Raw genomic sequence first — 24,673 nt, 5'->3', positions numbered from 1 at the left:
CGTCCCGGACCCCTTCCGGGCTCTCGCCCGGCCCCCTCCCGGCCCCCTTCCGGACCGCGTCCCGGACCCCCCGCGGCCCCCTGGCGCCCCCCGCCCGAAAGCCCTCCCTACAGCCCTTCCGACAACCCTCTCAAGCGCTCCGCGATGGCCGGAATGTCCGCCACTTCGCCACTAGCGACGCCCACGACCAGCGCATACGCCCGCTCCTGGCCGCCGTCCCCGAGATCCCCGAGATCCCCGAGATCGACTCCGTTGACGGCGAGGAAGGTCGCCGCGGAGAGCCAGGCGGCGCGCTTGTTGCCGTCGACGAAGGGATGGTTCGAGGCGATGGCGTGGAGGAGGACGGCGGCCTGCTCGTAGAGGTCGCGGTACGCGCTCTCGCCATACATGCGCGCCCGGGGCCGGTGCACCGCGGATTCCAGGAGCCCGGGCGCGCGGAGTTCGGGCACGCCGTCGCCGGTGAAGGCGATACGGGCGATGTCGGCCACCTCGGCGACGGTGAGGAAGCGGGCGGTGGCCCGCGTCGTGCTCATTCGCCGAGCCTCCTCAGCAGCGGGGCGTGCCGGAGGGCGAGCCGCATGGCCTCGTGCCGTACGAGTGTGGCTTCGAGGTCCAGGTAACGCTGGACGGCCTCGCCGACGAGCTCTTCGGCGGAGAGGCCCCGGGCGTCGGCGAGGTCGGCGAGGGCGGCGGTGTCGTAGGGCGGGACCATGCGCCGACGATAGGCGGGGCGCAGGACCGGGGCGAAGGATTTTCGACCAGGGGCCGGGGCGGCGTCTGCCCCCCCCGGGCGCCGGGGCGAAGGGCTTTCGACCGGGACAGGGGCGGCGTCTTGGATCACCCGGGGCCGGGGCGAAGGGCTTTCGACCCGGGGCCGGGGCGGCGGGCTTTCGCCGGGGGCAGCGGCGGCTGGGATCCCCCGGATTCGGGCGGCGGCGCGGGTTTTCGACGGCAGCCGCGCCGAGGCGCCTGGCACACCCCGGGTCAGGGGCTCGGGATGCGTCCGCTCCGCAGCCGCGTCGCGACCCACGCGCCGGCCGCCGCGACGACCGCCATCGGCACGAAGACGGCGGCGAAGGCCGCCGGGTGCGCGCCGCCCCCGGCTCCGGCTCCGGCTCCTGCCGCCGCACCGTCGGCGACGGCGTGCCCGACCGCTCCCCCGCCGAGCGCGGCGAAGGCGGCTCCGCCGGCCGCGAGCAGCAGGACATTGGACAGGCCGTCGGAGATCTGGAGGGCGGCGGAGTTCGCGCCTGCCTCCTCCGGCGGGGAGAGCTTCAGGAGCAGCACGCTCGTGGAGGCGATCGCGATGCCCATCCCGAAGCACCCGAAGGCCCAGGCCACGGCCACCACCCACACCGGCACGGCCTCGATCAGCACGCTCGGCGCGGCGAGGATGCTCAGCGCGACGAGCACCATGCTGCCCGCCACGAGCCGCTCGCGGTACGGCTCGGTGCGCGGCCGGGACTGCACCCACGAACCGAACGCCCAGGTCAGGCCGCCGACGGCGAGCGAGAGCCCGGCGAGCGTGGGGCTGAGGCCACGCTGGGTGACGAGCATCAGCGGTACGAACGACTCGGCGGCGATGAAGGATCCGGCGGCGACGCCGCGCAGCAGGATCACGGATGGCAGCCCGCGGGCCGCGCGGTAGGTGCCGCGAGGCAGCAGCCCCCGTACCGCCGGCACGAGCAGCGCCGCGCCGGCCGCGGCCGGCAGCAGTGACAGCCAGCGCAGCTCCTGCCCGGCGTACTGCAGCAGCGCCGCGCCGAGCGAGATCCCGAGCGCGAGCCGGATCCGCCGCGCGTCCCAGCCGGGTACGGGCGCGCCGGGGTCGGCGGGCCCGGACGCGGTCCGGCGTATCGCGGGCAGCGCGAGCGCCAGCGGGAACACGACCAGCACCGGGATGCCGACGAACACCCACCGCCACCCCAGCTGCTCGGTGATCGTCCCGGACGCCAGCGGCCCCACGACGGACGGCACGACCCACCCGGCGGCGAACGCGGCCATCATCGCGGGCCTCAGGTGCTCCTCGTACGCCCGGCTGATCACCACGTACAACGCGACGATCACCAGGCCGCCGCCGAACCCCTGCACGGCCCGGCCCAGGATGAACATCCACATCGCCCCGGCCGTCCCGGACAGCAGCAGCCCGGCCGCGAAACAGCTCATCCCGACGGCGATCGGCGCGAGCGGCCCGCTCCGGTCCGACCACTGCCCCGCCAGCACCATCCCGAACAGACTCGTCGTGAAGTACGCCGAGAACGCGAACGCGTACAGCGACACCCCGTCCAGCTCCCGCGCCGCCACCGGCATCGCCGTCCCGACCGCCGTCGCCTCGAACGCGATCAGCAGCACGACGGAGACGATCCCCACGCTGAGCGCCCGATGAGCCCGATCGAGCACGGACCCGCCGCCGGTGGGGGCGGGCGGCACGGCGGCGGGGGCGGCGGTCGGCGCGACATCGGTGTCGCGCGGTTCGAGGGCGCTCATACGCCCCAGAGTAAGGGCCGAACGCGGATATGACCCCTGTCCGTGGTCGCAGCCCCGCTCCCCCGATGGTCGTAGGACCGGGACGCCGCCCACCCCCCTGTGAACGCCGTATGGCAGTCGTATTGCAGCCCGAGCGAAACCGTTGAGCTGCCGGGCGCCCCCTCGTAACGTCTTTCTCGTCACCACAACGACCGTGTGCCCGAATGGTCAGGGGCTCGCCTGCAAAGCGAGTTACGTCGGTTCGATTCCGATCACGGTCTCGCGAGACGGGGCCGGCTCTCCTGAGGAGAGCCGCCCCTGTCCTATTTCGCGATGAAGACAGGCGTGTCGGGGAGGCCGGCGTTGTTCCGGCAGCCGAGCCTCTTCACGACGGCAAGGGTGACGGAATGGAGGATGGTGAGGTTGGCTTCGCGGACGGCGGGGGTGTCGGGCAGCTTGGATCGGTTGAACCTCAGCGCCCCTCGAATACGGGCGGGTTGCTCGTGAGACCCCTTGAGTCGGGGACTGACACATGTGACGAACAGGTATGCCTTCTTCGGCCCCGAGAACGCCTCCCGCCCCATCTCATATGGGTGCAGACCGACGGGTTGGGCATCTCCGATGAGGTCGCTGTCGTCATACCGGGCGAAGAGGATGTCGATCTGGTCCATGCCGTTGTCCGCCCTTCCAGCTCGACAGAGGGGACGACTCCGCGACCGCAGCCCACCTTGGGCGTAGTCCTCGGTCAGCTGCGCCACGACCCGATCCAGACCGCCCTTCGGATCGTGGTCGAACCTCTCGGTTCCCAGCACGGTTTCGAGAGCGCGGGCCGCATCGGGCGACAGGGTGTCGTCGCATTGCCGAGCAGCAGTGACACGCTGCTCCTCGGGCTCCTGGGCACCGTCGCAGGCGGTGAGGAGAACGCAGGCAACCAGTCCCGAGACGACCGACTTGAACGTTCTCCTCATGGCTTTCCCTGCCTCCATCGCTGATCAGTCCGTCTCCGGAGCATTGCCGGTTTGCCCGGCGAAGTCGTTGCCCTTCGCGTAGCCGATGTCCACGGACTCGATGAGATCCTGCTTGAGCTCGCCGCTCACTTGTGGGCGGTGCGCCTCGATGAAACGCTCCATCGGTGATTCGGCGCTGTACCTGCCGGCTTGATAGATGGCCTTTTTGTCGTCGTGGATCTGGCCCTCCGCGGATTCCTTGTGATCATCCAAGGACTTGTCGGACCAATCTCCGATGACTTGTCCCGCGAGCGTCTCCATCGCGCCCGACCCCGTGTCGACCGCGAGCGGAACGATGATCGCGGCAGCCCCCGCGGCGGCAGCGGTGGCCGGAAGGAAGGCAACGCCAGCCGCAATGGCTGCCGTGGTGCCGAACTCGACCCAGGCCGCCTTCTTCGCCTGCGCCTTCTCGTAGTCCTCATGGGCCTTCATTCCCTCGGCCTCGACCTGCTGGGCACGCGACTGGTCCAGCACTCCCTGAAGCGTGGCACCGGTCCTGGCAGCCTCACGGACATGCCCCTCATCGATCCGGCCGTCATGGCCTACCTGAGCCTCCAGCACACTGGAGGTGTAGAGACGCTCGGCCGTGGACACCGTGGCATACGCGTCGGGGTGCTGCCCGAGGGTGCTCAGGAAGTCGACTGCCGCGTCCCGCCCGAAGGACGGATGAAGTGCCAGGAGGGCCTTGGGGTCCTTTCCGTTGGCATTCGGCGCGTAAGGACTGCTGGGATCGTTATCGGTGAGTGCCCAGTTGAGATCGTCGATGTAGCCGGCGCCCATGTTCCCGAGGCTGTCCGCCAAGGCGGACTGGTGCTTCTTGAGAAGCGCCGCGTCTCCGCCGTATTTCTCGACGACGTGGGTCATGATCTCGGCCGTTGTTGCATCACGCCGGAGCTCTGGCCTGGGATCGTCCCACGCGTGGCCGAGCGTCGCCGCTTCCAACGCGTGCCCCAGGGCATCCGGCATGTAGTCCGCCGACTTCTTCATGGCGTCGGGGTCGTGGCCGTCGATATCGGGGAAGAACTCGTACTTCTCGTTGGCGAAGAAGTCGAGGTAGCTCGCGACGTTGTGGCCGTCCTTGTCCTTGCCGAGGTTCAGCGTGCCGCCGACGCTGCCGTCCCTCTCGTACGCCGTCGGTTCCGCCGAGAAGAACTCCTTCGCCGCCTCCGGGCTGTGCCCCAGCGCCTCCAGCATCGGAATCACCGGGTCGAACCCGGCGCCGTTCACGCCGGACGGGTTGAACTGGTCCTGCAACCAGCCCGCCATCATCGGCTTGCTGTTGGCGAAGAGGTACGGCTCCTTCGCGTGCAGTTGGGTCACGTGCTCAGCGATCGGTACCAGGAACTTCGGGTCGTAGTCCCCGTACCGCATGATGCCGCCGAGCAGCTGGTAGCCGAACGCCGGGTTGTTGTCGTACTTGGCGAGCGGGATGCGCTCGGTGCCGAGCCTGCGCATCTCGGTGGACCAGTGCTCGGTCCACTTGTCCCCGCCCTGCGTCGCCGTGGCGAGGTTGAGGCCCAGGTTCTTCTGCAGCGCCTGGACGTCCGCCAGCCGCTGCTTGTCCAACCGGCCCGTGTCGTCGTCGCACGTGTCGGTGGACAGCTGCCCGAAGAACTCCAGCGCACCCTTGGGCCCCAGACCGCCGTAGAACGCCCTGGAGAACTCCTTCGAGCCCTTGTTGTCGCCGAGCAGGTCGTTGAGCCGCACCAGCTCCTCGTGGGAGAGGTCCCGGCCCTTCCGGGCCAGGTCGACCGCCCGCTGGGCCTCCTCGGCGTCCAGGCTGGTGTACTTCGGCGCGCTGAAGTCGTGCTTGTCGCGGGTGATGTCGGCGCGGAGCGCGTTGGCGCAGGCCACGTCGGCGTCGTCGCAGTTCTCGAGGATGACGTCGATGCGGCGGCGCAGTGCCGCGATATCGACGCGCTGCTTGCGCAGGGCTTCGGCATGGACCTGGTCGTAGTCCGCGACCGCGTCCTTCGCCAGCGAATACGCCGCTTCGACGGTCCCGTCGCTCTTCACCACCAGGCCCTGGTGCGGCGCCTCCGTCTCGACGATCTTCCTGAGGTCGTCCTTTGCTTTCCTGAAGGTCTGGTAGCCGTCCTGGAGGACCTTGTGGATGCCGTCGGCCGCCTTCGCCGCGTCCACGAACTCCTTGGCCGTCTTGGCGATGAAGGGCTTCGTCACCTCGGCGTTCACGCCGCGCCAGTCGTCGTCCCTGGCCTTGGCGGCCATCGTCGTGCGGGCGTCCTCGGCGAGCGTGTCCAGCTTGGCCTTTATCTCGGACCAGCGGTCGGCGGCGGCCTTCATCTTGTCGAGCGGCGCCTGGTACACGTTGTCAAAGGTCAGCACGGTGTGCCCCTCCCCGCCGGCTTACTTGAAGTACTCGCTGATCCTGGACACGGCGAGGGCCGTTCTGATCTCCTCGTCGTCCTTCACGTGCGCGGCCGCGCTGTAGTCCAGGTGGTTGGAGATGTGCGCGCACGCGTCGAGCAGCGTGCGGAGCTGGGAGGACCAGGTCTCCTCGACCGCCGCCATGGCCGAACCCGTCCGAAATCCGTGCTTCGACAAGCCACTCGCGGCTTCCACCGTGTCGCCGCCCGCATGCTTCCCGTCCTTCAGCAGCCGCCCGTGCAGCTCGTACGCGGCATGTCCGATCGCGCCCAGATGGTCCTGCCGCACCTTGAGGTCGGCCGCGCCGCCCCCTCCGGGACCTGCGGGCGCTTGGTTCAGCCGCATGCCCACGCGGGCCGCGGCGGCGCTGCGCTCAGCGGCCCATTCCTCGTCGAACGACACGATTCCCCCCGGCGGTCACCCGCGTGGCTCGGTGGAGTCTTCCCTTCCGAAGGGCCGGAGTTTACTCATGCATACGGGTACGGCGAGCCGAAGACGTCAAGAACGTGCCTCGCACGGAACGCCGTTCGCCAGGCAGCCGTGCCTCTTGGAGCTGGGGAAACGCGCCTCGTCGTGGGCGCCGGTGCCGAAGGCTTGTACTCCGGACGTGTAGCGGGGTCGTCTCGTACGCGAGGAGAGGATCCCGCCCGGCGACGCCCGAGCACGGGCCTCCGCCGGATGCTTGCGACGCCCAAGCACGGCCCGCAGTAACCGCCGAGGGTGTCGTACCTCGGAGCAGGAAACGTCGAGGGACGACCACCAGCGGGCCCGGCAGTCACACCTGGCTGCCAGGCCCACCCGGGCTCAGCTGCTCGGGCTCGCTGTCGTACCCGGGACGGGTGCCGTCGCGGACCAGAACTCCGAGGTCACGTTCGGTGCCGTGGGCGGCTTGTTGTAGTAGTCGACGCCGTTGGGCGGAGACGTGGGAGGTGCGACGTCGGACTTCTCGACACAGGGCGTCGTCACCTCGAAGTGCGCCTGCCCCTTCCAGCCGATCAGCACTTTGGCCTGGAACCCATCGGGGCTCAGGTAATAGGCCGCCTGCTTGTCCTTGCTCGTCGCGCGGAACGTGAAGCCCTTGCTCTTCCAATGCCGGTCGACCAGGCCCAGGAACGCTCCCCTGCGCTCTTCGGAGATGATCGTCATCACGGTGCGCGAGCGATCGGTCGAGCAGTTGCCGGCCATGGTCGGCCGGTGCGTCCACTGCACCGGCGGAACGATAGCGGCGAGAACGTCATCCAGGATCTCGTCCGCCCGATCTGCGGCCTGCTGCATGTTCATCATCGGTACCTTCTCCTCACCGCTCCGCGCCGGTCCTCCGCTTGCCAGTGAGCAGCCCGTGAGAAGGAACGCGAGGCATGCGGCGGCCAGCGCTCGCAGTCCCTTCATCGTCGCGCCTCCGGAATGATCTTGCCGGGCTCACCAGCGACGATGGCAGCGATGTTGTCAGCCGACATCTGGTCCTTCTCAGGTGTGAAGTAGTTCGAGTGTGCATGGAGATCCGGCCGGGTCTCCCAGAACTCAGGAAACTTGACGTCCACCAGCTCGGGACCGGGGTCGACTCGGAACCTGGTGGCGCCGAATGCCTCGCTCGCCGGATCCTTGCCGAAGTAGATGTCGTCATGGCCGCGGTCGAACGTTTCCGCAACACCGTACCCAGCGAGTCCGCCTGAGATCGCGCCCGTGACCGTACCGACAGGGCCACCGGTCAGCGTGCCCACGATGCCGCCGAGCAGGCCGCCTCCGCCGGCCACCTTCGCTTCGTCCTTGCTCGGAAGCTTCGTGACGACGTCGTTGTCGGCCGCGCCGACGAAGACATGGCCCGGGTCGACGCCCAGATCCGTGGCCTTGTCCACCCCGACGCCGGGGCTACCCACCAGGATGATGTCGTCGACTCCCGGGATGCCACCGTCGTGAAGCTGGGTGGCCTGGCCGACCGTCAGCGAACCGTAGGAGTGGCCGATCGCCGTGATGTGCGCGTCCTCGCCGAGACCGTTCGTGGCCGACAGTCCTTCCATGAAGGAGCTGTACGCGGGGGCTCCCCGCTGGGCGTCCTCCTCCGACATCACGTCGATGTCCTGGGGAGCGTCGTAGCCCAGCCACACGATGGACGCACTCGACGGATCGTTCAGCTGGGCACCGCGCGCGGTGTCGTAGGCCCGCTTCACCGTTCCGTCCGCGAATTCCGCGTTGAGTTTGGTACCCAACCCGGGAACGTACGCCGAGACGTTCTTGGACGTGTCCGGGTTGCCGTACGCCACGATGGCACGTCCATTCCCCTGGTCTCCGACGCCGAGCAGGAACATGGGCGGCTCAGTGGTCGTGTTCAGCTTGTCCTGGATGCCCCTGAGACCGTCCAGCTTGGTCATGGACTCCTCGTCGCCCTGATCGAGGAGCTTCCCCATGAGCTGAGGCAGGTAGGCGCGGTTCGCTTCGTCCCGCGCCACTGCCGGAATGCCGTCCAGGTTGCCTATGGTGTCGGGGTACGCGGCCATGTACGCGATCCGGTCCTCCTCGCTGAGCCCGTCCCACCACTCCTTTCGCCTGGCGGGGCTCTCGTCCAGCGGGATGTGACTCTTGTAGACGTCATCCGCCGCACCGTGGACCGCGCCCGCGTCCTTGCTGACGTCGGCCCAGGTGTTCTCGGTGACGTCGAGGCCTTGCTCCGCCTTGAGTCGGCGCACGGCAGCGGCGTACTCACTGTCGATCGTCTGGGCCTCCGAGAGAGCGGTGCCGATCGCGTCGGCGATGTCCTGCGCTCTCGCGGCGTTCGGGTTGGGGTTCGTCGCAGCCGCGACGTCGTCCGCCATCCGCCCGAGGAACCCGTCCGACCGCCGTACGGTGTCACCCAGGGGCTTCTGGCCATCGACCTCCGGGCCGGCAGCCGGGTAGCTGACCGATCCGTCGGGATGCACCGTGAAACCGAGGTGCTCGGCATCGGCCAGTGCGTTGAGGAGCTTGCGCTGGGGTGCGGCGAGTTCCTCCGCCAGACCTTCGAGCGATACCTGCAGCAGACCGCACTCGGTGTGGATGTACTGGTAGTTCCGGCCGAGCCGGCCCAGCCGCATGGCCGCCGACAAGGTCCCCATCCCCTTGGTGACGTCAGTCAGCTTGGGGATGACTTCGCTGTCGACCTTTCTGCGGGACTCGTACGCCCGCTTGCTGACCTCGCCCCAGCCCTTCGCGGCTTCCAGCAGCTCGCTGAGCTTCAGGTCTTTCAGCTCCTGCATCGACATCATCACTGTCACCGACCGCCCTTGTCCTGCGTGGGCACGGGCGCCACGGCCGCGAAATCGGCCGCCAGGGAGTTCTCCATTTCACCGTGATCCTTGGCGACCTGTCGCAGCGGCGACTCCAGGTTGCCGGCCTCGTCCCGGACGGCCTTCAGCCTTTCCTGCCAGGAATACAGCACGGCGCTGAGCGCCGCGGTGGTTTCCAGCCCCTCGGTGTTGGCCTGAACGCCGGTGTGGGCGACCCCTAGTTGCGTCAATCCTGCGTCGGTGTCCGACCGCAGCTCCACAACGGCGCCCGCAGCGCTCGTCCACGGACCCTTGGACTGCTTGTAGTCCGCCTCCCCATGGGCCCCGCCGGACGCGGGAGCGACGCCCGAAAGGTTCATCCCCCGTTCCGAGGACGTACCCGCGCCCTCGGAACGACTTAACTGATCCAAACTGCTTCGCGGTTGCACTTCGGCAGCCATCGGCCCTCCCCGTTGTCAACTTGCCTGTACGGCAACGCGTTTCCGCTTCGAGTGCCCGGTCACGCTACCGGGATCACCCTGTCCGTACGCAAGTGCAACGGGGCATCCGCGCACGTTCCCTTCCGCCTGCCCGGGAAACGTGTCAACGCCGTCCCGGTCCCGGCGGCGGCCCGTACTGCGCGCTCTGCCCATACGAGTCCGACTGATCCTGGCCGGTTCGCGGGTACGGGTGTGCCGGCGGAGGGCCGAAAGGCGCGGCGGCCATGGGTGCCCCGTTCCGGCGGCGGGAGCGTACGACCACAGCCGTGGCGGCCCCACCGACAAGGACGGCGGCACCGATACCGAGGGCGATCCAGAGGCCGCTGTCGCCGCCGCTGTCGCCCTTCTCCTGTGCGGCAGGGACCGGTGCGGGAAGGGCGGACTGGATGGCTGACCGGGACGGGGCGGCGGAGGGCGACGCGGTCTCCTTCGCCGGCAGGTCCGGGATCGGCCGGACGTCGGCGGGGCCGGGGTCGCCCGGCGTCTTCAGGGCGCGGAGGGGGCGGATGGCGCCGTACCCGAGGTAGTCGTTGCGGCCACCGCCGTCGTTCGGGGCGGCGACGGTGTTCAACATGACTTTGAGGACCTGGTTGTTGGTCCAGTCCGGGTGCTTGGCCCAGATGAGGGCGGCGGAGGCGGAGGCGAGGGCGGTGGCGTCGCTGGTGCCGTGGGACTTGCACAGGCCGGTGCCGCCGCCGCAGGCGTGGACCATCTGGTCACCCGGCGCCACGATGTCGACCTGCGGTCCGTACTCGGACTCCTTGGTTCTGGTCAGCTTCTTGTCGATGGCGCCGACGCCGACGACGCCGGGGGTGGCGCCTGGGTACTCGACCTCGTTGGCCTTTTCCCCGCTGTTGCCGACCGAGGCGAAGACCAGTGCCCCCTTGTCGAGGGCGTACTTCACGGCATCGGTCAGCCCTTGGGAGCCGACCGTTGCCCCCAGCGAGATGTTGATGACCTTCGCGCCCGCGTCGGCGGCGTACCGAATAGCCGGGGGGATGTCGCGGTTGAAGTCGTCATCGCTGTCCTTCTGGCTTCCGCGACCCGCATCGAGGTGGGGCACACGTACGGGAAGAATCCGGGCGCCGGGCGCCAGTCCGAAGGCGCCGTTCCCACCGTCCCTGGCGCCGGTTCCGGCGATAAGGCCCGCCATGCCCGTCCCGTGTCCGTCGTAGTCGGTGAACTCGTCACCCGGCTTGTCGGTCGCGAAGTCCCTGCCGTCGAGCACGCGCCCTCTCAGGTCGGGATTGCCCTTCTCAACGCCCGAGTCGATGACCGCGACCGTGACGCCTTCGCCTTTGCTGATCTGCCAGATCTCCTCCGCGTGCAGGGTGTCCAGATGCCACTGCTGCGCACGGATGCTCTCGGCATGCGCGGGCCCGGACGCGATGCCCACCAGCAGCATGCCCAGGCCGGCCGAGGCGAGCTTCCGAGCCCGGCTCCATCGAATACCGCTGGTACGCATCTGCTCCCTCGCGCCGATCAGTCGATGACGGGCGGTGCCGTACGACGGCCGCCCTGCTGCCAGGTCTCTTCGTCCTCGACAAGGTAGTCGGGGCGCTCGCCCCGGTTCTCCTCGCCGTGGTTCGCACCGCGCACGAGACCGGATCCGCCGGGCGTGAACGGGCGCCCGCCCACGGCACCGGGCCGCTGCGCACGGCCGCCCACCACCCCGCCCGTCTCGGAGGCGAGCCGACGGCCGCCGCTGATGCCGCCCTGCCCGCCGCCGGGGCCGCCCGCGTGACCTCCCATGGGGTGACCGCCCATGGGGACACGGCCGACGCCGTTGCCGGTGCGTCCGCCGGTAGGCTCCTGGCCGATCACCGTGCCGCGAGGAAGGCCGGTGACGGGTCGGCCGGGGTTGCTCGGCACGGCGCGGCCGCCGGTGATGCCCTCGCGGGGCATCCCGGGCAGCGGGCCGGTCGGACCGAGCCCGCTCCGGCTACCCGGGACCGGAGGCGCCTTGACGCCGCTGACGGGCGGGATCGGGCGCGGAGCGCTCGGTCCCAGAGGAATGGTGAAGGGCGGCGCCAACGGAGGGATCGGCGGTTGGCCGATGGTGGGCGGCGTGACGGTCGTCGGAGGCATACCGGTGGTCGGCGGAGTGCCGGTCGTGGGCGGCGGCAGCGTGTGCACGCTGTCGATGCCCAGGTCGACCGGCGCCTCGGGCCGGATCACAGGCGTGGGCCCTGTGGTGTCGTGCGACGGTGGGACGACCTGTGCGTCGGGCAGTGACCTCACGTCCGGCTGAGCACGCGTCGTGCTCGTTCTGGTATCGGTGCTGGTGCCCGTGGCACGGGCCTCGTTCCCCGGCGTCGTTCCGAGGTACGAGGAACCATCCCTCATGTCGCGTTGCGGCGGTACGAACGCCGTCGGCGGCGGCTGGAACGACGGCATCTGGAAGCTCTTCATCTGCTGGCTCGACCACTGGTACGTCCCCGACAGCCGCTCCATCTCCCCCGCCGCCGCCTGCCTGTTCGCCTCCTCCTGCGCCTTGATCGCGGCCGCGTCCGCGCCGTCCGGCGCCATCTGCGACCGGGCGTTGCGGGCGATCGTCTGGGCGTCCGGGTCGTTGTGGTACTTCTGCGCCGCCGCCAGGTTCTCCTTGGCCTCGGCGTTGGAGGTGTAGCGGGGGATGGCGCTCTGGGCGGCGGCGATCGCGTCGGCGGTCTGGGTCAGCCAGTTCGCCGAGTGGGAGCTGTAGTCGGCGAGGCTGTGGGTGGTGCTGGCCAGGCTGGCGGTCCACTGCATGAAGGCCTTCTCGGCCTCGCCCTGCCACCGCACACCGCCCGGGCGCTTCTGCAACTCCTCCGCGATCTCCCGCATCTTCGTCGCGGCCCGCTCCAGGCGGTCGCCCGCGTCGCGCACGTGGAAGCTGCTGGCCTGGTCGAGCCAGTTCAGCATCTGCTGGTGCGGCATGGCACGGAAGTCGGTTCCGCCGCCGCCCCCGCCGTTGTCGTTGAGCTCCACCGAAGGTCAACCCTCCCCGAGTTCAGCCGAGGTCGGCGCCGGCGTCGCCGCCGGCCGTCTGCGTGGGCTTCGGCGCGGATGGCCGCGGCGCCGTCCCCGTACCGCCTCCCGTACCCGTCGCGTCCGGCTTCCCGGACGGCGTCGTGTCGTGGCCCGCCCGCTTGTCGGCCTCCGTCTTGGCATCCGCCACCCGCCGGCTGATGGCCAGCATCCGGCTGCGGATGTCGTCGTCGGTGTCCTCCATGCCGTTCTTGGAGATGCCGACGGCGATGCCCATGCCCTCGAGGCAGTCGGACAGCAGCCCGGAGAGCCTCGTCAGCTCCGCCAGCACACCTGTGTACGAGGAGAAGATCTCGTGCGCCTCGATCCACTGGGCGCCGCCCCCGCCGAACTGGCCGCGCGCCACCGGGTCGGCCCCCACCGCCTTCGGGGCGGCCGGAGAGGCGAGGAGGTCGGCGATCATCTCGTCGACGCCCTTCTTGAACTCCAACATCGACTCGGAGTTGTAGTGCAGGGCCTCCGCGCTCATGCCGCGCATGGCGCTCATCGCGGACGTGCCACCCGCGCCGTCCAGATACGCTTCCATGCCTGGCGCTCCTCCCGCATGAAACACAAACCGCGCTTCACATACAGGAGTTCACTCTAGAGCGCCCCTCAGACAGTCACCACCGCCGCCTGCGGCCTGATCGGCAGCCGGTTCACCGGCCGTCCCGTCGCCGCCCGTACCGCCGCCGCCACCGCGGCCGGCGAGGTCACCACCGGGACGGCGCTCGCCGGCTTCGCGCCGAACGGGGCCACGACGTCGCGCTCCTCCACCAGCTTCACGATGCGGATGTCGGGGGCGTCCAGGGCCGTCGGAAGGGCGTAGCCCGTCAGGTCGGGGTGGCGGACGAGGCCGCGGGAGGTGCGGAGGTTCTCGGTGAGGGCGGCGCCGACGCCCTGGGTGACGCCGGCCTCGATGCGGGTGGCGAGCTGGGCGGGGTTGAGGATGCGGCCGACGTCCTGGGCGACCACCATCTCGACGACGCGGACCGCGCCGAGCTCGACGTCGACGTCCACGACGGCGCGGATCGCGCAGAAGGCGAGGCCGACGAAGGCGTCGCCCTGGCCGGACTCGTCGAGCGGCTCGGTCGGGTGGGGGCGGCACTGGGCGGTGGCCCAGAGTTCCTTGCCGGCCATGGCCTCGGCGACCGTCGTGGACAGGACGCCGTCGTACGAGGTGATCTTGCCGTCGTTGATCTGGAGCAGCTCGGTCGACATGCCGAACTTGTGGGCCAGCGGCTGGAGAAGCTGGGTGCGGACCATCTTCGCGGCGCGTTCGACGGCACCGCCCGAGACCCAGGTGTGCCGGCCGTGGGTGGCGGGGCCGGCCGGGGGCTGGTCGGTGTCGACGGGGGCCACGTGGACCTCCTCGACGCCGAGGGTCTCCTGGACGATCTGGCGCGCGAGGGTGGAGAAGCCGGAGCCGGTGTCGACGGCCGCGCAGATGACGGTGGCGACGCCGTCGAGGACCCGTACGGTGGCCGTGGAGACCTCGTCGGTGCCCTCGGCGCCCAGCATGTGCACCATGCCGATGGCGTAGCCGACGCCCCGCCGGACCGCGCCGGGTTCGCCCGCGCCGTCCGGGCCGCCGGGCAGCAGCCAGTCCTCCTCCGGGGAGTCCATCGGGAGCTCGGGGAGCGGGAAGTCGCGTACGGCGGCGAGCAGTTCGGCGACCGGGGCCGGGCAGGTGACGGTCTGGCCGGTCGGCAGGATGTCGCCGGTGGCCAGGACGTTGCGCATCCGCAGTTCGGCCGGATCCACGCCCACCCGGGCCGCCAGCTTGTCCATCTGCGCCTCGTACGCCGCGCACACCTGCATCGCGCCCTCGCCCCGCACATGGCCGGACGGCGGGTTGTTGGTGCGCATCGCCCAGCCCTCGACGAAGGCGTGCGGGACGACGTACGGGCCGCAGGCGAAGGAGACGGCGGCGGCGAGCGACTCGGCCGAGGAGTCCGCGTACGCGCCGGCGTCGAGCAGGATCTGCGCCTCGACCTTCACCAACCGCCCCTCGGCGTCCGCGTGGTGGCGGTAGCGCAGCAGGGTGGGGTGGCGGTGGGCGTGGCCGAGGAAGGACTCCTCGCGGGTGGCGGTGAGCTTGACCGGGCAGCCGGTACGGAGGGCGAGCAGGCCGAGCGGGATCTGGAAGCCCGGGTCCTCGCGGTCGCCGGTGGCACCGGGGACGCCGGTCACGACGACCTTGACCTGCTCGGGCGGCAGGCCGAAGCAGGCGGCGGCGAGGTCGCGGTCGGTGTGCGGGTCGGTCGAGGCGGTGTAGAGCTCGACGCCGCCGTCGGGGCGCGGCACGGCGAGCGCGGCCTCGGCGCCGACGGGGGCGGTGTCCTGTCGGCCGATCCGGTACAGGCCCTCGACGACGACCTCGCCGGTCGCGTCGGGGTCGCCGAAGCGGAGCGGGATGTGCCGGATCAGGTTGCCGTCGGGGTGCAGCGGCGGCGCGGCGAACGCCTTCTCGGGGTCGGTGACCGGCTCCAGGACCTCGTACTCGACCGCGATGGCGGCGGCCGCGAGCCGGGCCGTGTCGGGGTGGTCGGCGGCGACGGCGGCGATGGCCTCGCCGTGGTGGCGGACCAGGTCGGCGGCGAAGACCGGGCGGTCGGCGACCTGGCGGCCGTACGTGGCGGCGCCGGGCAGGTCGGCGTGGGTGACCACGGCCCGTACCCCGGGCATCTCGGCCGCGGCCGAGGTGTCGATCGACAGGATCCGGGCGTGCGGGTGCGGGGAGCGCAGGATCGCGGCCCACAGCAGGCCCTCGGCCCACAGGTCGGCGGCGTACGGGTAGGTGCCCTCGGTCTTCGCGCGCGCGTCGGCCTGCGGGAGCGACACGCCGATGCCCAGACCGCCGGGCCCCGGGCCGGGAACGAGGCCGGAATCCACCGCCTCCGTGGTCGTCGGGTCGCTGGTCACGCGATGCCTCCGTCGTGCGGGTGAGGGATCTGGTGCGGGATACGGGCGCCGGCCTCGTCGCCGAACAGCGACACCTCCGGGTCCTCGCCCTCGGCGGCCTCGGCCCCGCGCGCGGCGACGACCTCGCGTACGGCGTCGAGCACGCCCCGGTAGCCGGAGCAGCGGCACAGGTTGCCGCACAGCGCCTGCCGGGTCTCCAGCTCGGTCGGGGCGTGGTTGCCCTCGAGCAGGTCGTGAACGGTCATGGCCATGCCGGGGATGCAGAAGCCGCACTGCACCCCGCACTTGGCCAGCGCCTTCTGCACGTCGGACGGCTCGCCGTCCACGGCCAGGCCCTCGACCGTCCGCACCTCGCTCCCGGCCGCGGTCGCCGCCGGCACCAGGCAGGAGGCCACGAGCCGGCCGTCGACCTGCACGTTGCACGCGCCGCACTCGCCCTGCGAGCAGCCGTCCTTGGCCCCGGCGAGACCCAGCCGCTCGCGCAGCACGTAGAGCAGCGACTCGCCGATCCACGACTCGGTGACGGGGCGGTCGGCGCCGTTCACGCGCAGCATGTAGGAGATGTGCGGGTGCTCGTCGCTGTCGACGGTGCTGTCCGGAGCGAAGACCTCCGCCACGACGGCGGGTGCGGGTGCCTGCTCCGAGGCCGGCACCGGCTCCGGCTCCGGTACGAACTCCGGCGACGCCGGCTCCGGGCCCCGTACGAACTCCGGCGACGGCTCCGGCTCCCGTACGAACTCCGGCGACGGCTCCGGCTCCGGCACGAGCTCCGGATCCGGCTCCACCCCTTCGTGCACGGGTGCGGGTACGGGTACGGGTTCACTTACAGGTACGGGCTCGGGCGCGGGCGCCGGCTCGGCCACGGGTACGGCCGCGGCCACGGGCTCCGGCTCCTGCACCGCCCACGGCGCCGGCGCGCCCCCCGGCAGCGTGGCCGGGGCGTCGCCCGTGTACTGCGCGAGCCGGGAGGTCGTGTACTCGCCCGAGTCCTCCAGCGCCTCCGCGCCGTCCTCGATCGTCGGGATGGTCCAGGAGGCGGTCGGGGTGTCCACGGACGGCCCCGGCCACACCGGCCTGTCCTCCGGCGCCAGCGGCGTCAGCGGGGTGATGAGCGGCGGCACGTACCCGTGCCCGGGCGCCTCCAGCGGGACGCCGTCCAGCATGAAGTCGGGCGGCAGCTGCACGAAGGCCGTGGCGTCGCCGTCGTACCCCTCGCTCTGCGGGATCGGCTCCCAGCCGCCCGCCTGCCCCGTGCGGTCCTCGTGTGCGTCGCTCACGACAGCGCCCTCCCCAGTGCCCGTCGGGCCAGCGCGGCGACCGTGCGCCGCAGGTGCAGTACGCCCGGGGGCAACTGCTCGTCGCCGGGCGGGTCCGGAACGCAGGCGGCGCCCACGTACTCGCCGAACGCGGTCAGCGCCTCCGGGGCCAGGCCCCGCTCGCCGTCCCAGTCGACCAGGGAGGCGATCCACTGCTCGGCCTCCAGCGGCCGCAGCGGCATCGGCGCGATCGCGCCCACCGCGCAGCGCACCCCGCGGCGCGCCGGGTCGAGGACGACGGCGACGGAGGCGGTGGCCCGGGCGGGGCCGGTGCGGCCGGTGGCCTTGAGGAAGACCTGCGGGGCGTGCAGCAGCGGCACGCGGACGAAGGCGACCAGCTCGCCGGGGGCGAGCATGTCCCGCCCGGCGAGCAGATGGCTCACGGGCAGCTCGCGGCTGCCGAGCGGGCCGACGACGACGAGGTCGGCCTCCAGGGCGGCGAGCACGGGCAGCGAGTCGCCGGTGGGCGCGGCGGAGACGACGTTGCCGCCGAGGGTGCCGGCGTTGCGGATCTGCGGCGGGCCGGCGACGCGCGAGGCGGCGGCCAGGGCGGGGATGAGGGCCGCGAAGTCGGGGCGGCCCATGCGGGCGTGGGTGAGGCCGGCGCCGAGCAGCGCGTGGCCGTCCTGGTACTGCCAGCCGCGGATCTCGTTGATCCGGCCGAGGCCGACCAGGCCGGCGGGGCGCAGCTGGCCGCGGTTGACGGCGGCCATGAGGTCGGTGCCGCCGGCCACGGGAACGGCGGCCGGCATCTCCGTGAGCGCCGCCACGGCCTCGTCGAGCGAGGCGGGCAGCGTCACGGAAGGCGTCACGGACCGCGCCGTGTGCGGTGCCGTCTGTGGTGCGTGCGTGGTCAACCCGCTGCCCCTTCCCGGTGTCCCCGGAGATCCCCGACCGTCCCGGCTGTCACGCCTGTGTGGGCGTACCGTACGTGCTCACCGCCCGGACGTGGAAACTCTGGCACATCTTCCGAGCCGTACGTCGCGAGGGTCCGCGAAGGACGTTCCGTCCGGGACGCGAGGGGAACTCCCGTGAGCGACGGTAACTTCCCTTTTGCCACGTGTGGGTGAACCCGGGGCGATAGCTACCTCACACGCGCGCCTCTTGCGCTCCCGCGCTGCCTCACCTGTTCGGGGGCGCCCCGTCGAGCGGGCGGCCGGGGACGCCGGGCCGGCGCTGCCAGGGGCGGGGTCCGGCGGGTGGCCGGTAGTCGACGCCGAGGGCGTCCAGGCGCAGGTAGTGGGCGTTCATCCGGCGCTCGAATCCGGCCAGGTCGCGGGCCTCGGGCGCGGGCAGCCGGGACCAGGCGACCTCGGCGAAGGCGGCGAGCCGCGGATAGGTCTGGTAGTCGACGCGGGACCGGTTCTCCATCACCTCGGTCCACACGTTGGCCTGGGTGCCGATGACGTGGGCGGCGGCCTCGGGCGCGAGGCCGGGCGGCACGGGCTCGAAGCGGTAGACGTCGGCGAGGGTCCGTACGTATCCGATGGGCATCGGCTCGTCGTCGCCCGGCGCCTGACGGTGGTCCAGGTACACGTGCTGCTCGGGGCACATGACGACGTCGTGGCCCGCCTCGGCGGCGGTGACCCCGCCCGCGTACCCGCGCCAGGAGGACACGGTCGCGCCCTCCGCCAGGCCGCCCTCCAGGATCTCGTCCCAGCCGACGAGCCGGCGGCCGCGGTCCGCGAGCCAGCGGTCGAAGTGGCGGATGAACCAGGACTGCAGGCCGTCCTCGTCGCCGACGCCGAGCTGCTTGATCCGGGCCTGGGCGGCCGGGGAGGCCCGCCACTGGTCCTTGGGGCACTCGTCGCCGCCCACGTGAACGAAGCTCGACGGGAAGAGGTCGAGCACCTCCTCGAAGACGCCCTCGAAGAAGCGGAGCACGGTGTCGGTGGGGGCGAGTACGTTCGGATTGACGCCCCAGGTGTCCCAGACGGAGAGGGCGGTGGTGTCGATGACGTCGGTGTTGCCCAGTTCCGGGTACGCGGCGATGGCGGCCTGCGCGTGTCCCGGCAGGTCGATCTCGGGGACGACCGAGATGTGCCGGTCGGCGGCGTAGGCGACGATCTCGCGGATGTCGTCCTGCGTGTAGTAGCCGCCGTGCGGCGTGTCGTGCCACAACGGCGAGGCCCGGTGCCCCCACTTGCTCCGTGCCCGCCACGACCCGACCTCGGTGAGGCGCGGATGGCGCTTGATCTCGATGCGCCAGCCCTGGTCGTCGGTGAGGTGCAGGTGCAGGACGTTGAGCTTGTGCGCGGCCATCAGGTCGAGCTGCCGGAGGACGTCGTCCTTGGGCATGAAGTGGCGGGCGACGTCGAGGAGGAGGCCGCGCCAGGCGAAGCGGGGTTCGTCCTCGATCGTCTGCGCCGCCAGGGCGGCGACGGGCCGCTTCCTGACGGGCGCCCTGCGGAAGGCGTCGGGACCGAGGAGCTGACGGAGCGTCTGGGCGCCCCAGAAGACCCCGGCCGGGCTGCCGCCGGTGATCTCGACGACCTGGTGGGCCAGGACGTCGAGGCGGTACGCCTCGGGGGCGAGGCCGTCGTCGACGCGCAGCCGGACGCTGTTCGTCGCGTTCGCGCCGGCCGCGTCGCGCAGCGGCAGCGCGAAGGCGGCGCCGAGCACCGTGCGCAGCCAGCGTTCGGTGGTCCCGGTCCCGGGCGCGGCGTCGAGCGTGGTCCGCCGGTCGAGGACGAAGCCGCAGCGGTACGGGCCCTCGACGCGTACGGGCGCGGGGATCAGGTCCGGTTCGGAAGCCACCCGGGTGAGGCTAGGGGCGGACCACCATCACCCACAAGAGGTCTGGACCAGTCGAAGCGACACGGCCCTCGTCCCGCGCGCCGAAGCGCACCGGACGCGAAACGGCCCTCGTCCCGCGCGCCGAAGCACGCCGGACGAGGGCCGCCCCCGGGCCGCGACGAGGCGGCCCGGACGACTGACGCCGGACTACTTGTCGCCCTTGCCGCCCTTGTCCTTGTCCCCGCCGGAGCCCATGGACTCGTAGATCTCCTTGCACATCGGGCACACGGGGTACTTCTTCGGGTCGCGGCCCGGTACCCAGACCTTGCCGCACAGTGCCACCACGGGAGTGCCGTCGAGGGCACTCGCCATGATCTTGTCCTTCTGGACGTAGTGGGCGTAGCGCTCGTGGTCGCCGTCACCACTGGAAACCTGCGGCGTCGGCTCGACGAGGGTTCCCGTACCTGCCCCGCGCTCGGGCTCGAGAGTGCTCATGAGGCCCAGGGTACTGAAAGCGCGGGGCCTCAGTTGAGCGACGGGTCGTCCGGGTACGTGGCGACCATCGCGAGCTCGCCCCGCTGGCGGCGCAGGACCTGGCGCCAGAGGGTGTCCGGGCGGGGCGAGGAGACGTCGCCGGGCTCGGACTCGACCACGTACCAGGCGCCGTCGCGGAGCTCGGTCTCCAGTTGGCCGGGGCCCCAGCCCGCGTATCCGGCGAAGATGCGCAGGGCGCCGATGGCCGGGCCGAGCAGCTCGGGCGGGGCCTCCAGGTCGACCAGGCCGATCGCGCCGTGCACCCGGCGCCAGCCGAGCGGGCCCTCGTCGCCGGGGATGACGGCGATGCCGAGGGCGGCGTCGAGCGAGACGGGGCCGCCCTGGAAGACGACGCCGGGCTCGCCGGCGAGCGCGGCCCAGGGCGCGAGGATGTCGCCGACCGTGACGGGCGTCGGGCGGTTGAGGACCACGCCGAGGGAGCCCTCGTCGTCGTGGTCGAGCAGCAGCACCACCGTGCGGTCGAAGTTGGGATCCGCCAGGGCGGGTGTCGCGACGAGCAGCCGGCCTGTGAGCGAGGACACCTCGGTCATGCGACACATGATCCCGCATCTTCGGCGATCGCGGGGGTTGTCCGGCCGGGTCCGGGGTAGGCGTGCGCCGTCGCGGCTTCGCCCCGCTCCGGGGTGCGGACCGGGGACAAGTGGACGGTGACGCTCCGCAAGATCACGTAGACGGAGGGTGTTGTGCCTCATTCATTACATTCGCGAGGCCCCCTCGGCCACACAATCGGGGTCTGATCGCCCCTTACCCTTTTCTCTGGCCACCCGACCGACGACCCGGAACGCGAGATCCATGACCGGCACAGACGATGTCCTGCTTGTCCACGGCGGAACCCCGCTGGAGGGCGAGATCCGCGTTCGCGGCGCGAAGAACCTCGTGCCCAAGGCGATGGTCGCCGCCCTGCTCGGCAGCGAGCCGAGCCGACTGCGCAACGTCCCCGACATCCGTGACGTCCGGGTGGTCCGCGGGCTGCTCCAGCTGCACGGCGTGACGGTCCGCCCCGGCGAGGAACCGGGCGAGCTGATCATGGACCCGACGCACGTCGAGTCCGCCAACGTGGCCGACATCGACGCCCACGCCGGCTCCTCGCGGATCCCGATCCTCTTCTGCGGCCCGCTGCTGCACCGCCTCGGCCACGCCTTCATCCCGGGCCTGGGCGGCTGCGACATCGGCGGCCGGCCGATCGACTTCCACTTCGACGTGCTGCGCAAGTTCGGCGCGACGATCGAGAAGCGCGCGGACGGGCAGTACCTGGAGGCCCCGCAGCGGCTGCGCGGCACCAAGATCGCCCTGCCGTACCCCTCCGTCGGCGCCACCGAGCAGGTGCTGCTCACCGCCGTCCTCGCCGAGGGCGTCACCGAGCTGTCGAACGCGGCCGTGGAGCCGGAGATCGAGGACCTCATCTGCGTGCTGCAGAAGATGGGCGCGATCATCGCCATCGACACCGACCGGACCATCCGGATCACCGGTGTCGACAAGCTCGGCGGCTACAACCACCACGCCCTCTCCGACCGCCTGGAGGCGGCCTCCTGGGCGTCGGCGGCGCTCGCGACCGAGGGCGACATCTACGTCCGCGGCGCGCAGCAGCGCTCGATGATGACCTTCCTCAACACGTACCGGAAGGTCGGCGGCGCCTTCGAGATCGACGACGAGGGCATCCGCTTCTGGCACCCGGGCGGCTCGCTCAACGCGATCGCCCTGGAGACCGACGTGCACCCCGGCTTCCAGACCGACTGGCAGCAGCCGCTGGTGGTGGCCCTGACCCAGGCGTCCGGCCTGTCGATCGTGCACGAGACGGTGTACGAGTCGCGGCTCGGCTTCACCTCGGCGCTGAACCAGATGGGTGCCCACATCCAGCTGTACCGCGAGTGCCTGGGCGGCTCGGCCTGCCGCTTCGGCCAGCGCAACTTCCTGCACTCGGCGGTCGTCAGCGGCCCGACCAAGCTGCAGGGCGCCGACCTGGTCATCCCCGACCTGCGCGGCGGCTTCTCGTACCTGATCGCGGCCCTCGCCGCCCAGGGCACCAGCCGGGTGCACGGCATCGACCTGATCAACCGCGGCTACGAGAACTTCATGGAGAAGCTCGTCGAGCTGGGCGCCAAGGTCGAGCTGCCGGGCAGCGCGCTCGTCTAGGACGGACAGGCCCCAGGGCCGCCGCAGAGGACGGACAGGCCCCGGGGCCCCGCAGGCGGACGCCCCAGGGCCCGCAGACGGACGACAGGCGGACGAACGAAAGGGCGGCCACCCCCTGACAGGGTGGCCGCCCTTCTGCTTGCCTCAGGCCGCCTCTACGGCCTCGGCGCGCTGCCTACAGGCCTTACTTGCCCTTGGCGGCTTCCTTGAGCTTGGAGCCCGCGGAGACCTTCACGCTGTAGCCGGCCGGGATGTTGATCGGGTCGCCGGTCTGCGGGTTGCGCGCGGTGCGAGCGGCACGGTGGGTGCGCTCGAAGGTCAGGAAGCCGGGGATGGTGACCTTCTCGTCGCCCTTGGCGACGATCTCGCCGGCGATCTCGGCGAAGGCGGCCAGCACGGCGTCGGCGTCCTTGCGGGTCACCTCGGCGCGGTCGGCCAGGGCGGCCACCAGCTCACTGCGGTTCATTTCTTTACTCCCGTGTTTCTTCTTGCCTGTGAGGCGGGTTGCCTGTGAGGCGGGCCACGCGGCGGGGCCGCATGATGGGCACTGCGAAGCCGATGCTGCCAGGGCCCTCGGACACTCCCCGGACCCGGGTCTGGTGCCGGACCCTCGCGCCCAGACCGCATCCTGCCCCCACCAGCGGCGGGAACGCCAATCCGGCACCCTCTGGGGTCACACGAAAAGCGCCAGTGGCCCGTACTGGTGACGTTGCGTCGACTCCGCGCGGACGGTGCGGAGCCGGACTACCACCCTAAAGGCGGGTTTGGGGTGCGGCGACTCGCGACACGCTCGGCGGCACCCGCACGGGCACCGCGCCGCCACCGCACCCCGGGGAGCCTCAGACGCCGTTGACGCCGTTGTTCGCGCCGGCGCCCGCCGCCTTGGCCGCGTTGCGCACCGCGCCGGCGACGGCGCCGGCGACCTTGTCGTTGAAGACCGACGGGATGATGTAGTTCGGGTTCAGCTCGTCCTCGGTGACGACGTCGGCGAGCGCGGTGGCCGCGGCCAGCATCATGTCGGTGTTCACCGTGCGGGACTGGGCGTCGAGCAGACCGCGGAAGACACCCGGGAACACCAGCACGTTGTTGATCTGGTTCGGGAAGTCGGAGCGGCCGGTGGCGACGACGGCGGCCGTCTGGCGGGCGATCGCCGGGTCCACCTCGGGGTCCGGGTTCGCGAGCGCGAACACGATCGCGCCCTCGGCCATCGCGGCCACGTCCTCGCCGCCGAGCACGTTCGGGGCCGAGACGCCGATGAAGACGTCGGCGCCGACGACGGCCTCCTTGAGGGTGCCGGTGACGCCCTCCGGGTTGGTGTTGTCGGCGATCCAGCGCAGCGGCGTGCCGGCCGCGGCGTCCACCAGGTCCTCGCGGCCCGCGTGCACGACGCCGTGGATGTCGGCGACGACGGCGTGCTTCACGCCGGCCGCGATGAGCAGCTTGAGGATGGCCGTACCGGCGGCGCCGGCACCGGACATGACGACCCGTACGTCCCCGATGCCCTTGCCGACCACGCGCAGCGCGTTGGTCAGCGCGGCGAGCACGACGATCGCGGTGCCGTGCTGGTCGTCGTGGAAGACCGGGATGTCGAGGGCCTCGCGCAGCCGGGCCTCGATCTCGAAGCAGCGGGGCGCGGAGATGTCCTCCAGGTTGATGCCCGCGAAGCCGGGGGCGATGGCCTTGACGATCTCGACGATGGCGTCGGTGTCCTGGGTGTCCAGGCAGATCGGCCAGGCGTCGATGCCGGCGAAGCGCTTGAAGAGGGCCGCCTTGCCCTCCATGACGGGCAGGGCGGCCTTGGGGCCGATGTTGCCGAGGCCGAGGACGGCGGAGCCGTCCGTCACGACTGCGACGGAGTTGCGCTTGATGGTGAGGCGGCGGGCGTCCTCGGGGTTCTCGGCGATCGCCATGCACACCCGGGCCACGCCCGGGGTGTAGATCATGGAGAGGTCGTCCCGGTTGCGGATGGGGTGCTTGGACGCCATCTCGATCTTGCCGCCGAGGTGCATCAGGAACGTACGGTCCGAGACCTTGCCGAGGGTGACGCCCTCGATGCCGCGCAGCTGCTCGACGATCTCCTCGGCGTGGGCCGTGGAGGTCGCGGCGATGGTGACGTCGATGCGCAGCTTCTCGTGGCCCGACGCGGTGACGTCGAGACCGGTGACGGAACCGCCGTGGGACTCGACCGCCGTGGTGAGCTGGGAGACCGCGGTGCCGCTCGCGGGCACCTCGAGCCGGACCGTCATCGAGTACGAGACGCTGGGCGCCGTTGCCATGGCCGTGTTCCTCTTTCCCTAGCTTCGTTGCTACGCCGACCGGCTGGTTGCCCGGCGGCGCCCTCCGATCGTCGCACCTACCTGCCGGTAGCAGGTAATACGGTCTTTTCGTTTTCGGAAAGT

Annotated in this window: 21 protein-coding genes and 1 tRNA gene; 2 read left to right on the top strand and 20 right to left on the bottom strand. The window is 71.3% G+C overall.

Translation table 11 applies throughout. The annotated features are described in order from the left end of the window. Window positions 1–107: 107 nt before the first annotated feature. The 3 genes from ACWEJX_RS18770 to ACWEJX_RS18760 all read right to left on the bottom strand — a co-directional run bounded on the left by ACWEJX_RS18770 (window position 108) and on the right by ACWEJX_RS18760 (window position 2,487). On the bottom strand, window positions 108–533 hold the full coding sequence (locus ACWEJX_RS18770; protein ID WP_451608543.1) for a type II toxin-antitoxin system death-on-curing family toxin: 426 nt from the start codon (window positions 531–533) through the stop codon (window positions 108–110). Beyond that, complete coding sequence (locus ACWEJX_RS18765; protein WP_451608542.1) at window positions 530–712, bottom strand: hypothetical protein; 183 nt, start codon at window positions 710–712, stop codon at window positions 530–532. Before ACWEJX_RS18765 ends, ACWEJX_RS18770 begins: the two co-directional genes overlap by 4 nt. A 272-nt stretch (window positions 713–984) precedes the next feature. Beyond that, the gene (locus tag ACWEJX_RS18760) at window positions 985–2,487 is read right to left on the bottom strand and encodes an MFS transporter (RefSeq protein WP_451608541.1); all 1,503 of its coding nucleotides are present in this window, start codon (window positions 2,485–2,487) and stop codon (window positions 985–987) included. A 189-nt stretch (window positions 2,488–2,676) separates the two neighbouring features. Here ACWEJX_RS18760 and ACWEJX_RS18755 point away from each other — a divergent pair. Beyond that, window positions 2,677–2,747 (top strand) — tRNA-Cys (locus ACWEJX_RS18755). Between the two features lie 42 nt (window positions 2,748–2,789). Here ACWEJX_RS18755 and ACWEJX_RS18750 read toward each other — a convergent pair. The 15 genes from ACWEJX_RS18750 to ACWEJX_RS18680 all read right to left on the bottom strand — a co-directional run bounded on the left by ACWEJX_RS18750 (window position 2,790) and on the right by ACWEJX_RS18680 (window position 20,671). Further along, window positions 2,790–3,434, bottom strand: a complete 645-nt coding sequence (locus tag ACWEJX_RS18750; protein WP_451608540.1) for a hypothetical protein — start codon at window positions 3,432–3,434, stop codon at window positions 2,790–2,792. Window positions 3,435–3,458: 24 nt separating this feature from the next. Next, the gene (locus ACWEJX_RS18745) at window positions 3,459–5,819 is read right to left on the bottom strand and encodes a hypothetical protein (RefSeq protein ID WP_451608539.1); all 2,361 of its coding nucleotides are present in this window, start codon (window positions 5,817–5,819) and stop codon (window positions 3,459–3,461) included. 21 nt (window positions 5,820–5,840) lie between these two features. Then, complete coding sequence (locus ACWEJX_RS18740; protein ID WP_451608538.1) at window positions 5,841–6,263, bottom strand: hypothetical protein; 423 nt, start codon at window positions 6,261–6,263, stop codon at window positions 5,841–5,843. 402 nt (window positions 6,264–6,665) lie between these two features. Continuing rightward, window positions 6,666–7,145 carry a hypothetical protein gene (locus ACWEJX_RS18735; protein ID WP_451608537.1) on the bottom strand — a complete coding sequence of 160 codons (480 nt, stop codon included), beginning with the start codon at window positions 7,143–7,145 and terminating at the stop codon, window positions 6,666–6,668. Between the two features lie 101 nt (window positions 7,146–7,246). After that, window positions 7,247–9,100, bottom strand: a complete 1,854-nt coding sequence (locus tag ACWEJX_RS18730; RefSeq protein ID WP_451608564.1) for an alpha/beta hydrolase — start codon at window positions 9,098–9,100, stop codon at window positions 7,247–7,249. A gap of 5 nt (window positions 9,101–9,105) precedes the next feature. Next, entirely contained in the window at window positions 9,106–9,561 is a 456-nt protein-coding gene (locus ACWEJX_RS18725; protein WP_451608536.1) for a hypothetical protein, read from the bottom strand. A 142-nt stretch (window positions 9,562–9,703) separates the two neighbouring features. Further along, entirely contained in the window at window positions 9,704–11,065 is a 1,362-nt protein-coding gene (gene mycP, locus ACWEJX_RS18720; protein WP_451608535.1) for a type VII secretion-associated serine protease mycosin, read from the bottom strand. Between the two features lie 17 nt (window positions 11,066–11,082). After that, window positions 11,083–12,570 (bottom strand): hypothetical protein, encoded by a 1,488-nt coding sequence (locus ACWEJX_RS18715; protein WP_451608534.1) that lies wholly within the window; start codon window positions 12,568–12,570, stop codon window positions 11,083–11,085. A 22-nt stretch (window positions 12,571–12,592) separates the two neighbouring features. Continuing rightward, window positions 12,593–13,156 (bottom strand): hypothetical protein, encoded by a 564-nt coding sequence (locus tag ACWEJX_RS18710; protein WP_451608533.1) that lies wholly within the window; start codon window positions 13,154–13,156, stop codon window positions 12,593–12,595. Between the two features lie 68 nt (window positions 13,157–13,224). Next, entirely contained in the window at window positions 13,225–15,504 is a 2,280-nt protein-coding gene (locus ACWEJX_RS18705) for a xanthine dehydrogenase family protein molybdopterin-binding subunit (protein ID WP_451608563.1), read from the bottom strand. A 26-nt stretch (window positions 15,505–15,530) separates the two neighbouring features. Then, window positions 15,531–16,811, bottom strand: coding sequence for a 2Fe-2S iron-sulfur cluster-binding protein (locus ACWEJX_RS18700; RefSeq protein ID WP_451608532.1), 1,281 nt, complete (start codon window positions 16,809–16,811; stop codon window positions 15,531–15,533). Next, window positions 16,808–17,707: an FAD binding domain-containing protein gene (locus ACWEJX_RS18695; protein ID WP_451608531.1), complete on the bottom strand. Its 900-nt coding sequence runs from the start codon at window positions 17,705–17,707 to the stop codon at window positions 16,808–16,810. Before ACWEJX_RS18695 ends, ACWEJX_RS18700 begins: the two co-directional genes overlap by 4 nt. A 265-nt stretch (window positions 17,708–17,972) precedes the next feature. Then, the gene (locus tag ACWEJX_RS18690; protein WP_451608530.1) at window positions 17,973–19,607 is read right to left on the bottom strand and encodes a beta-N-acetylhexosaminidase; all 1,635 of its coding nucleotides are present in this window, start codon (window positions 19,605–19,607) and stop codon (window positions 17,973–17,975) included. 186 nt (window positions 19,608–19,793) lie between these two features. Then, window positions 19,794–20,081 carry a DUF3039 domain-containing protein gene (locus tag ACWEJX_RS18685; RefSeq protein ID WP_451608529.1) on the bottom strand — a complete coding sequence of 96 codons (288 nt, stop codon included), beginning with the start codon at window positions 20,079–20,081 and terminating at the stop codon, window positions 19,794–19,796. A 29-nt stretch (window positions 20,082–20,110) separates the two neighbouring features. Beyond that, window positions 20,111–20,671, bottom strand: coding sequence for a YqgE/AlgH family protein (locus tag ACWEJX_RS18680; RefSeq protein WP_451608528.1), 561 nt, complete (start codon window positions 20,669–20,671; stop codon window positions 20,111–20,113). Window positions 20,672–20,933: 262 nt separating this feature from the next. On the opposite strand from ACWEJX_RS18680, the gene murA reads away from it, so the two are divergent. Continuing rightward, window positions 20,934–22,274, top strand: coding sequence for a UDP-N-acetylglucosamine 1-carboxyvinyltransferase (gene murA / locus ACWEJX_RS18675; protein ID WP_403800769.1), 1,341 nt, complete (start codon window positions 20,934–20,936; stop codon window positions 22,272–22,274). A 184-nt stretch (window positions 22,275–22,458) separates the two neighbouring features. Here murA and ACWEJX_RS18670 read toward each other — a convergent pair whose 3' ends face one another. Continuing rightward, the gene (locus ACWEJX_RS18670) at window positions 22,459–22,740 is read right to left on the bottom strand and encodes an HU family DNA-binding protein (RefSeq protein ID WP_389218793.1); all 282 of its coding nucleotides are present in this window, start codon (window positions 22,738–22,740) and stop codon (window positions 22,459–22,461) included. Between the two features lie 373 nt (window positions 22,741–23,113). Continuing rightward, on the bottom strand, window positions 23,114–24,550 hold the full coding sequence (locus tag ACWEJX_RS18665; RefSeq protein ID WP_451608527.1) for a malic enzyme-like NAD(P)-binding protein: 1,437 nt from the start codon (window positions 24,548–24,550) through the stop codon (window positions 23,114–23,116). Window positions 24,551–24,673 lie beyond the last annotated feature (123 nt).

It is taken from the genome of Streptomyces sp. NPDC004788 (assembly GCF_053601115.1).
This window is presented reverse-complemented; position numbering and strand designations above follow the sequence as displayed.

Bases quoted from the DNA above. Each gene is read 5' to 3' on its own strand.
- mycP (WP_451608535.1), bottom strand. From the start codon at position 11,065: ATGCGTACCAGCGGTATTCGATGGAGCCGGGCTCGGAAGCTCGCCTCG.
- ACWEJX_RS18680 (WP_451608528.1), bottom strand. From the start codon at position 20,671: ATGACCGAGGTGTCCTCGCTCACAGGCCGGCTGCTCGTCGCGACACCC.
- ACWEJX_RS18670 (WP_389218793.1), bottom strand. From the start codon at position 22,740: ATGAACCGCAGTGAGCTGGTGGCCGCCCTGGCCGACCGCGCCGAGGTG.
- ACWEJX_RS18730 (WP_451608564.1), bottom strand. From the start codon at position 9,100: ATGATGTCGATGCAGGAGCTGAAAGACCTGAAGCTCAGCGAGCTGCTG.
- ACWEJX_RS18750 (WP_451608540.1), bottom strand. From the start codon at position 3,434: ATGAGGAGAACGTTCAAGTCGGTCGTCTCGGGACTGGTTGCCTGCGTT.
- ACWEJX_RS18685 (WP_451608529.1), bottom strand. From the start codon at position 20,081: ATGAGCACTCTCGAGCCCGAGCGCGGGGCAGGTACGGGAACCCTCGTC.
- ACWEJX_RS18725 (WP_451608536.1), bottom strand. From the start codon at position 9,561: ATGGCTGCCGAAGTGCAACCGCGAAGCAGTTTGGATCAGTTAAGTCGT.
- murA (WP_403800769.1), top strand. From the start codon at position 20,934: ATGACCGGCACAGACGATGTCCTGCTTGTCCACGGCGGAACCCCGCTG.
- ACWEJX_RS18735 (WP_451608537.1), bottom strand. From the start codon at position 7,145: ATGATGAACATGCAGCAGGCCGCAGATCGGGCGGACGAGATCCTGGAT.
- ACWEJX_RS18760 (WP_451608541.1), bottom strand. From the start codon at position 2,487: ATGAGCGCCCTCGAACCGCGCGACACCGATGTCGCGCCGACCGCCGCC.
- ACWEJX_RS18710 (WP_451608533.1), bottom strand. From the start codon at position 13,156: ATGGAAGCGTATCTGGACGGCGCGGGTGGCACGTCCGCGATGAGCGCC.
- ACWEJX_RS18770 (WP_451608543.1), bottom strand. From the start codon at position 533: ATGAGCACGACGCGGGCCACCGCCCGCTTCCTCACCGTCGCCGAGGTG.
- ACWEJX_RS18765 (WP_451608542.1), bottom strand. From the start codon at position 712: ATGGTCCCGCCCTACGACACCGCCGCCCTCGCCGACCTCGCCGACGCC.
- ACWEJX_RS18665 (WP_451608527.1), bottom strand. From the start codon at position 24,550: ATGGCAACGGCGCCCAGCGTCTCGTACTCGATGACGGTCCGGCTCGAG.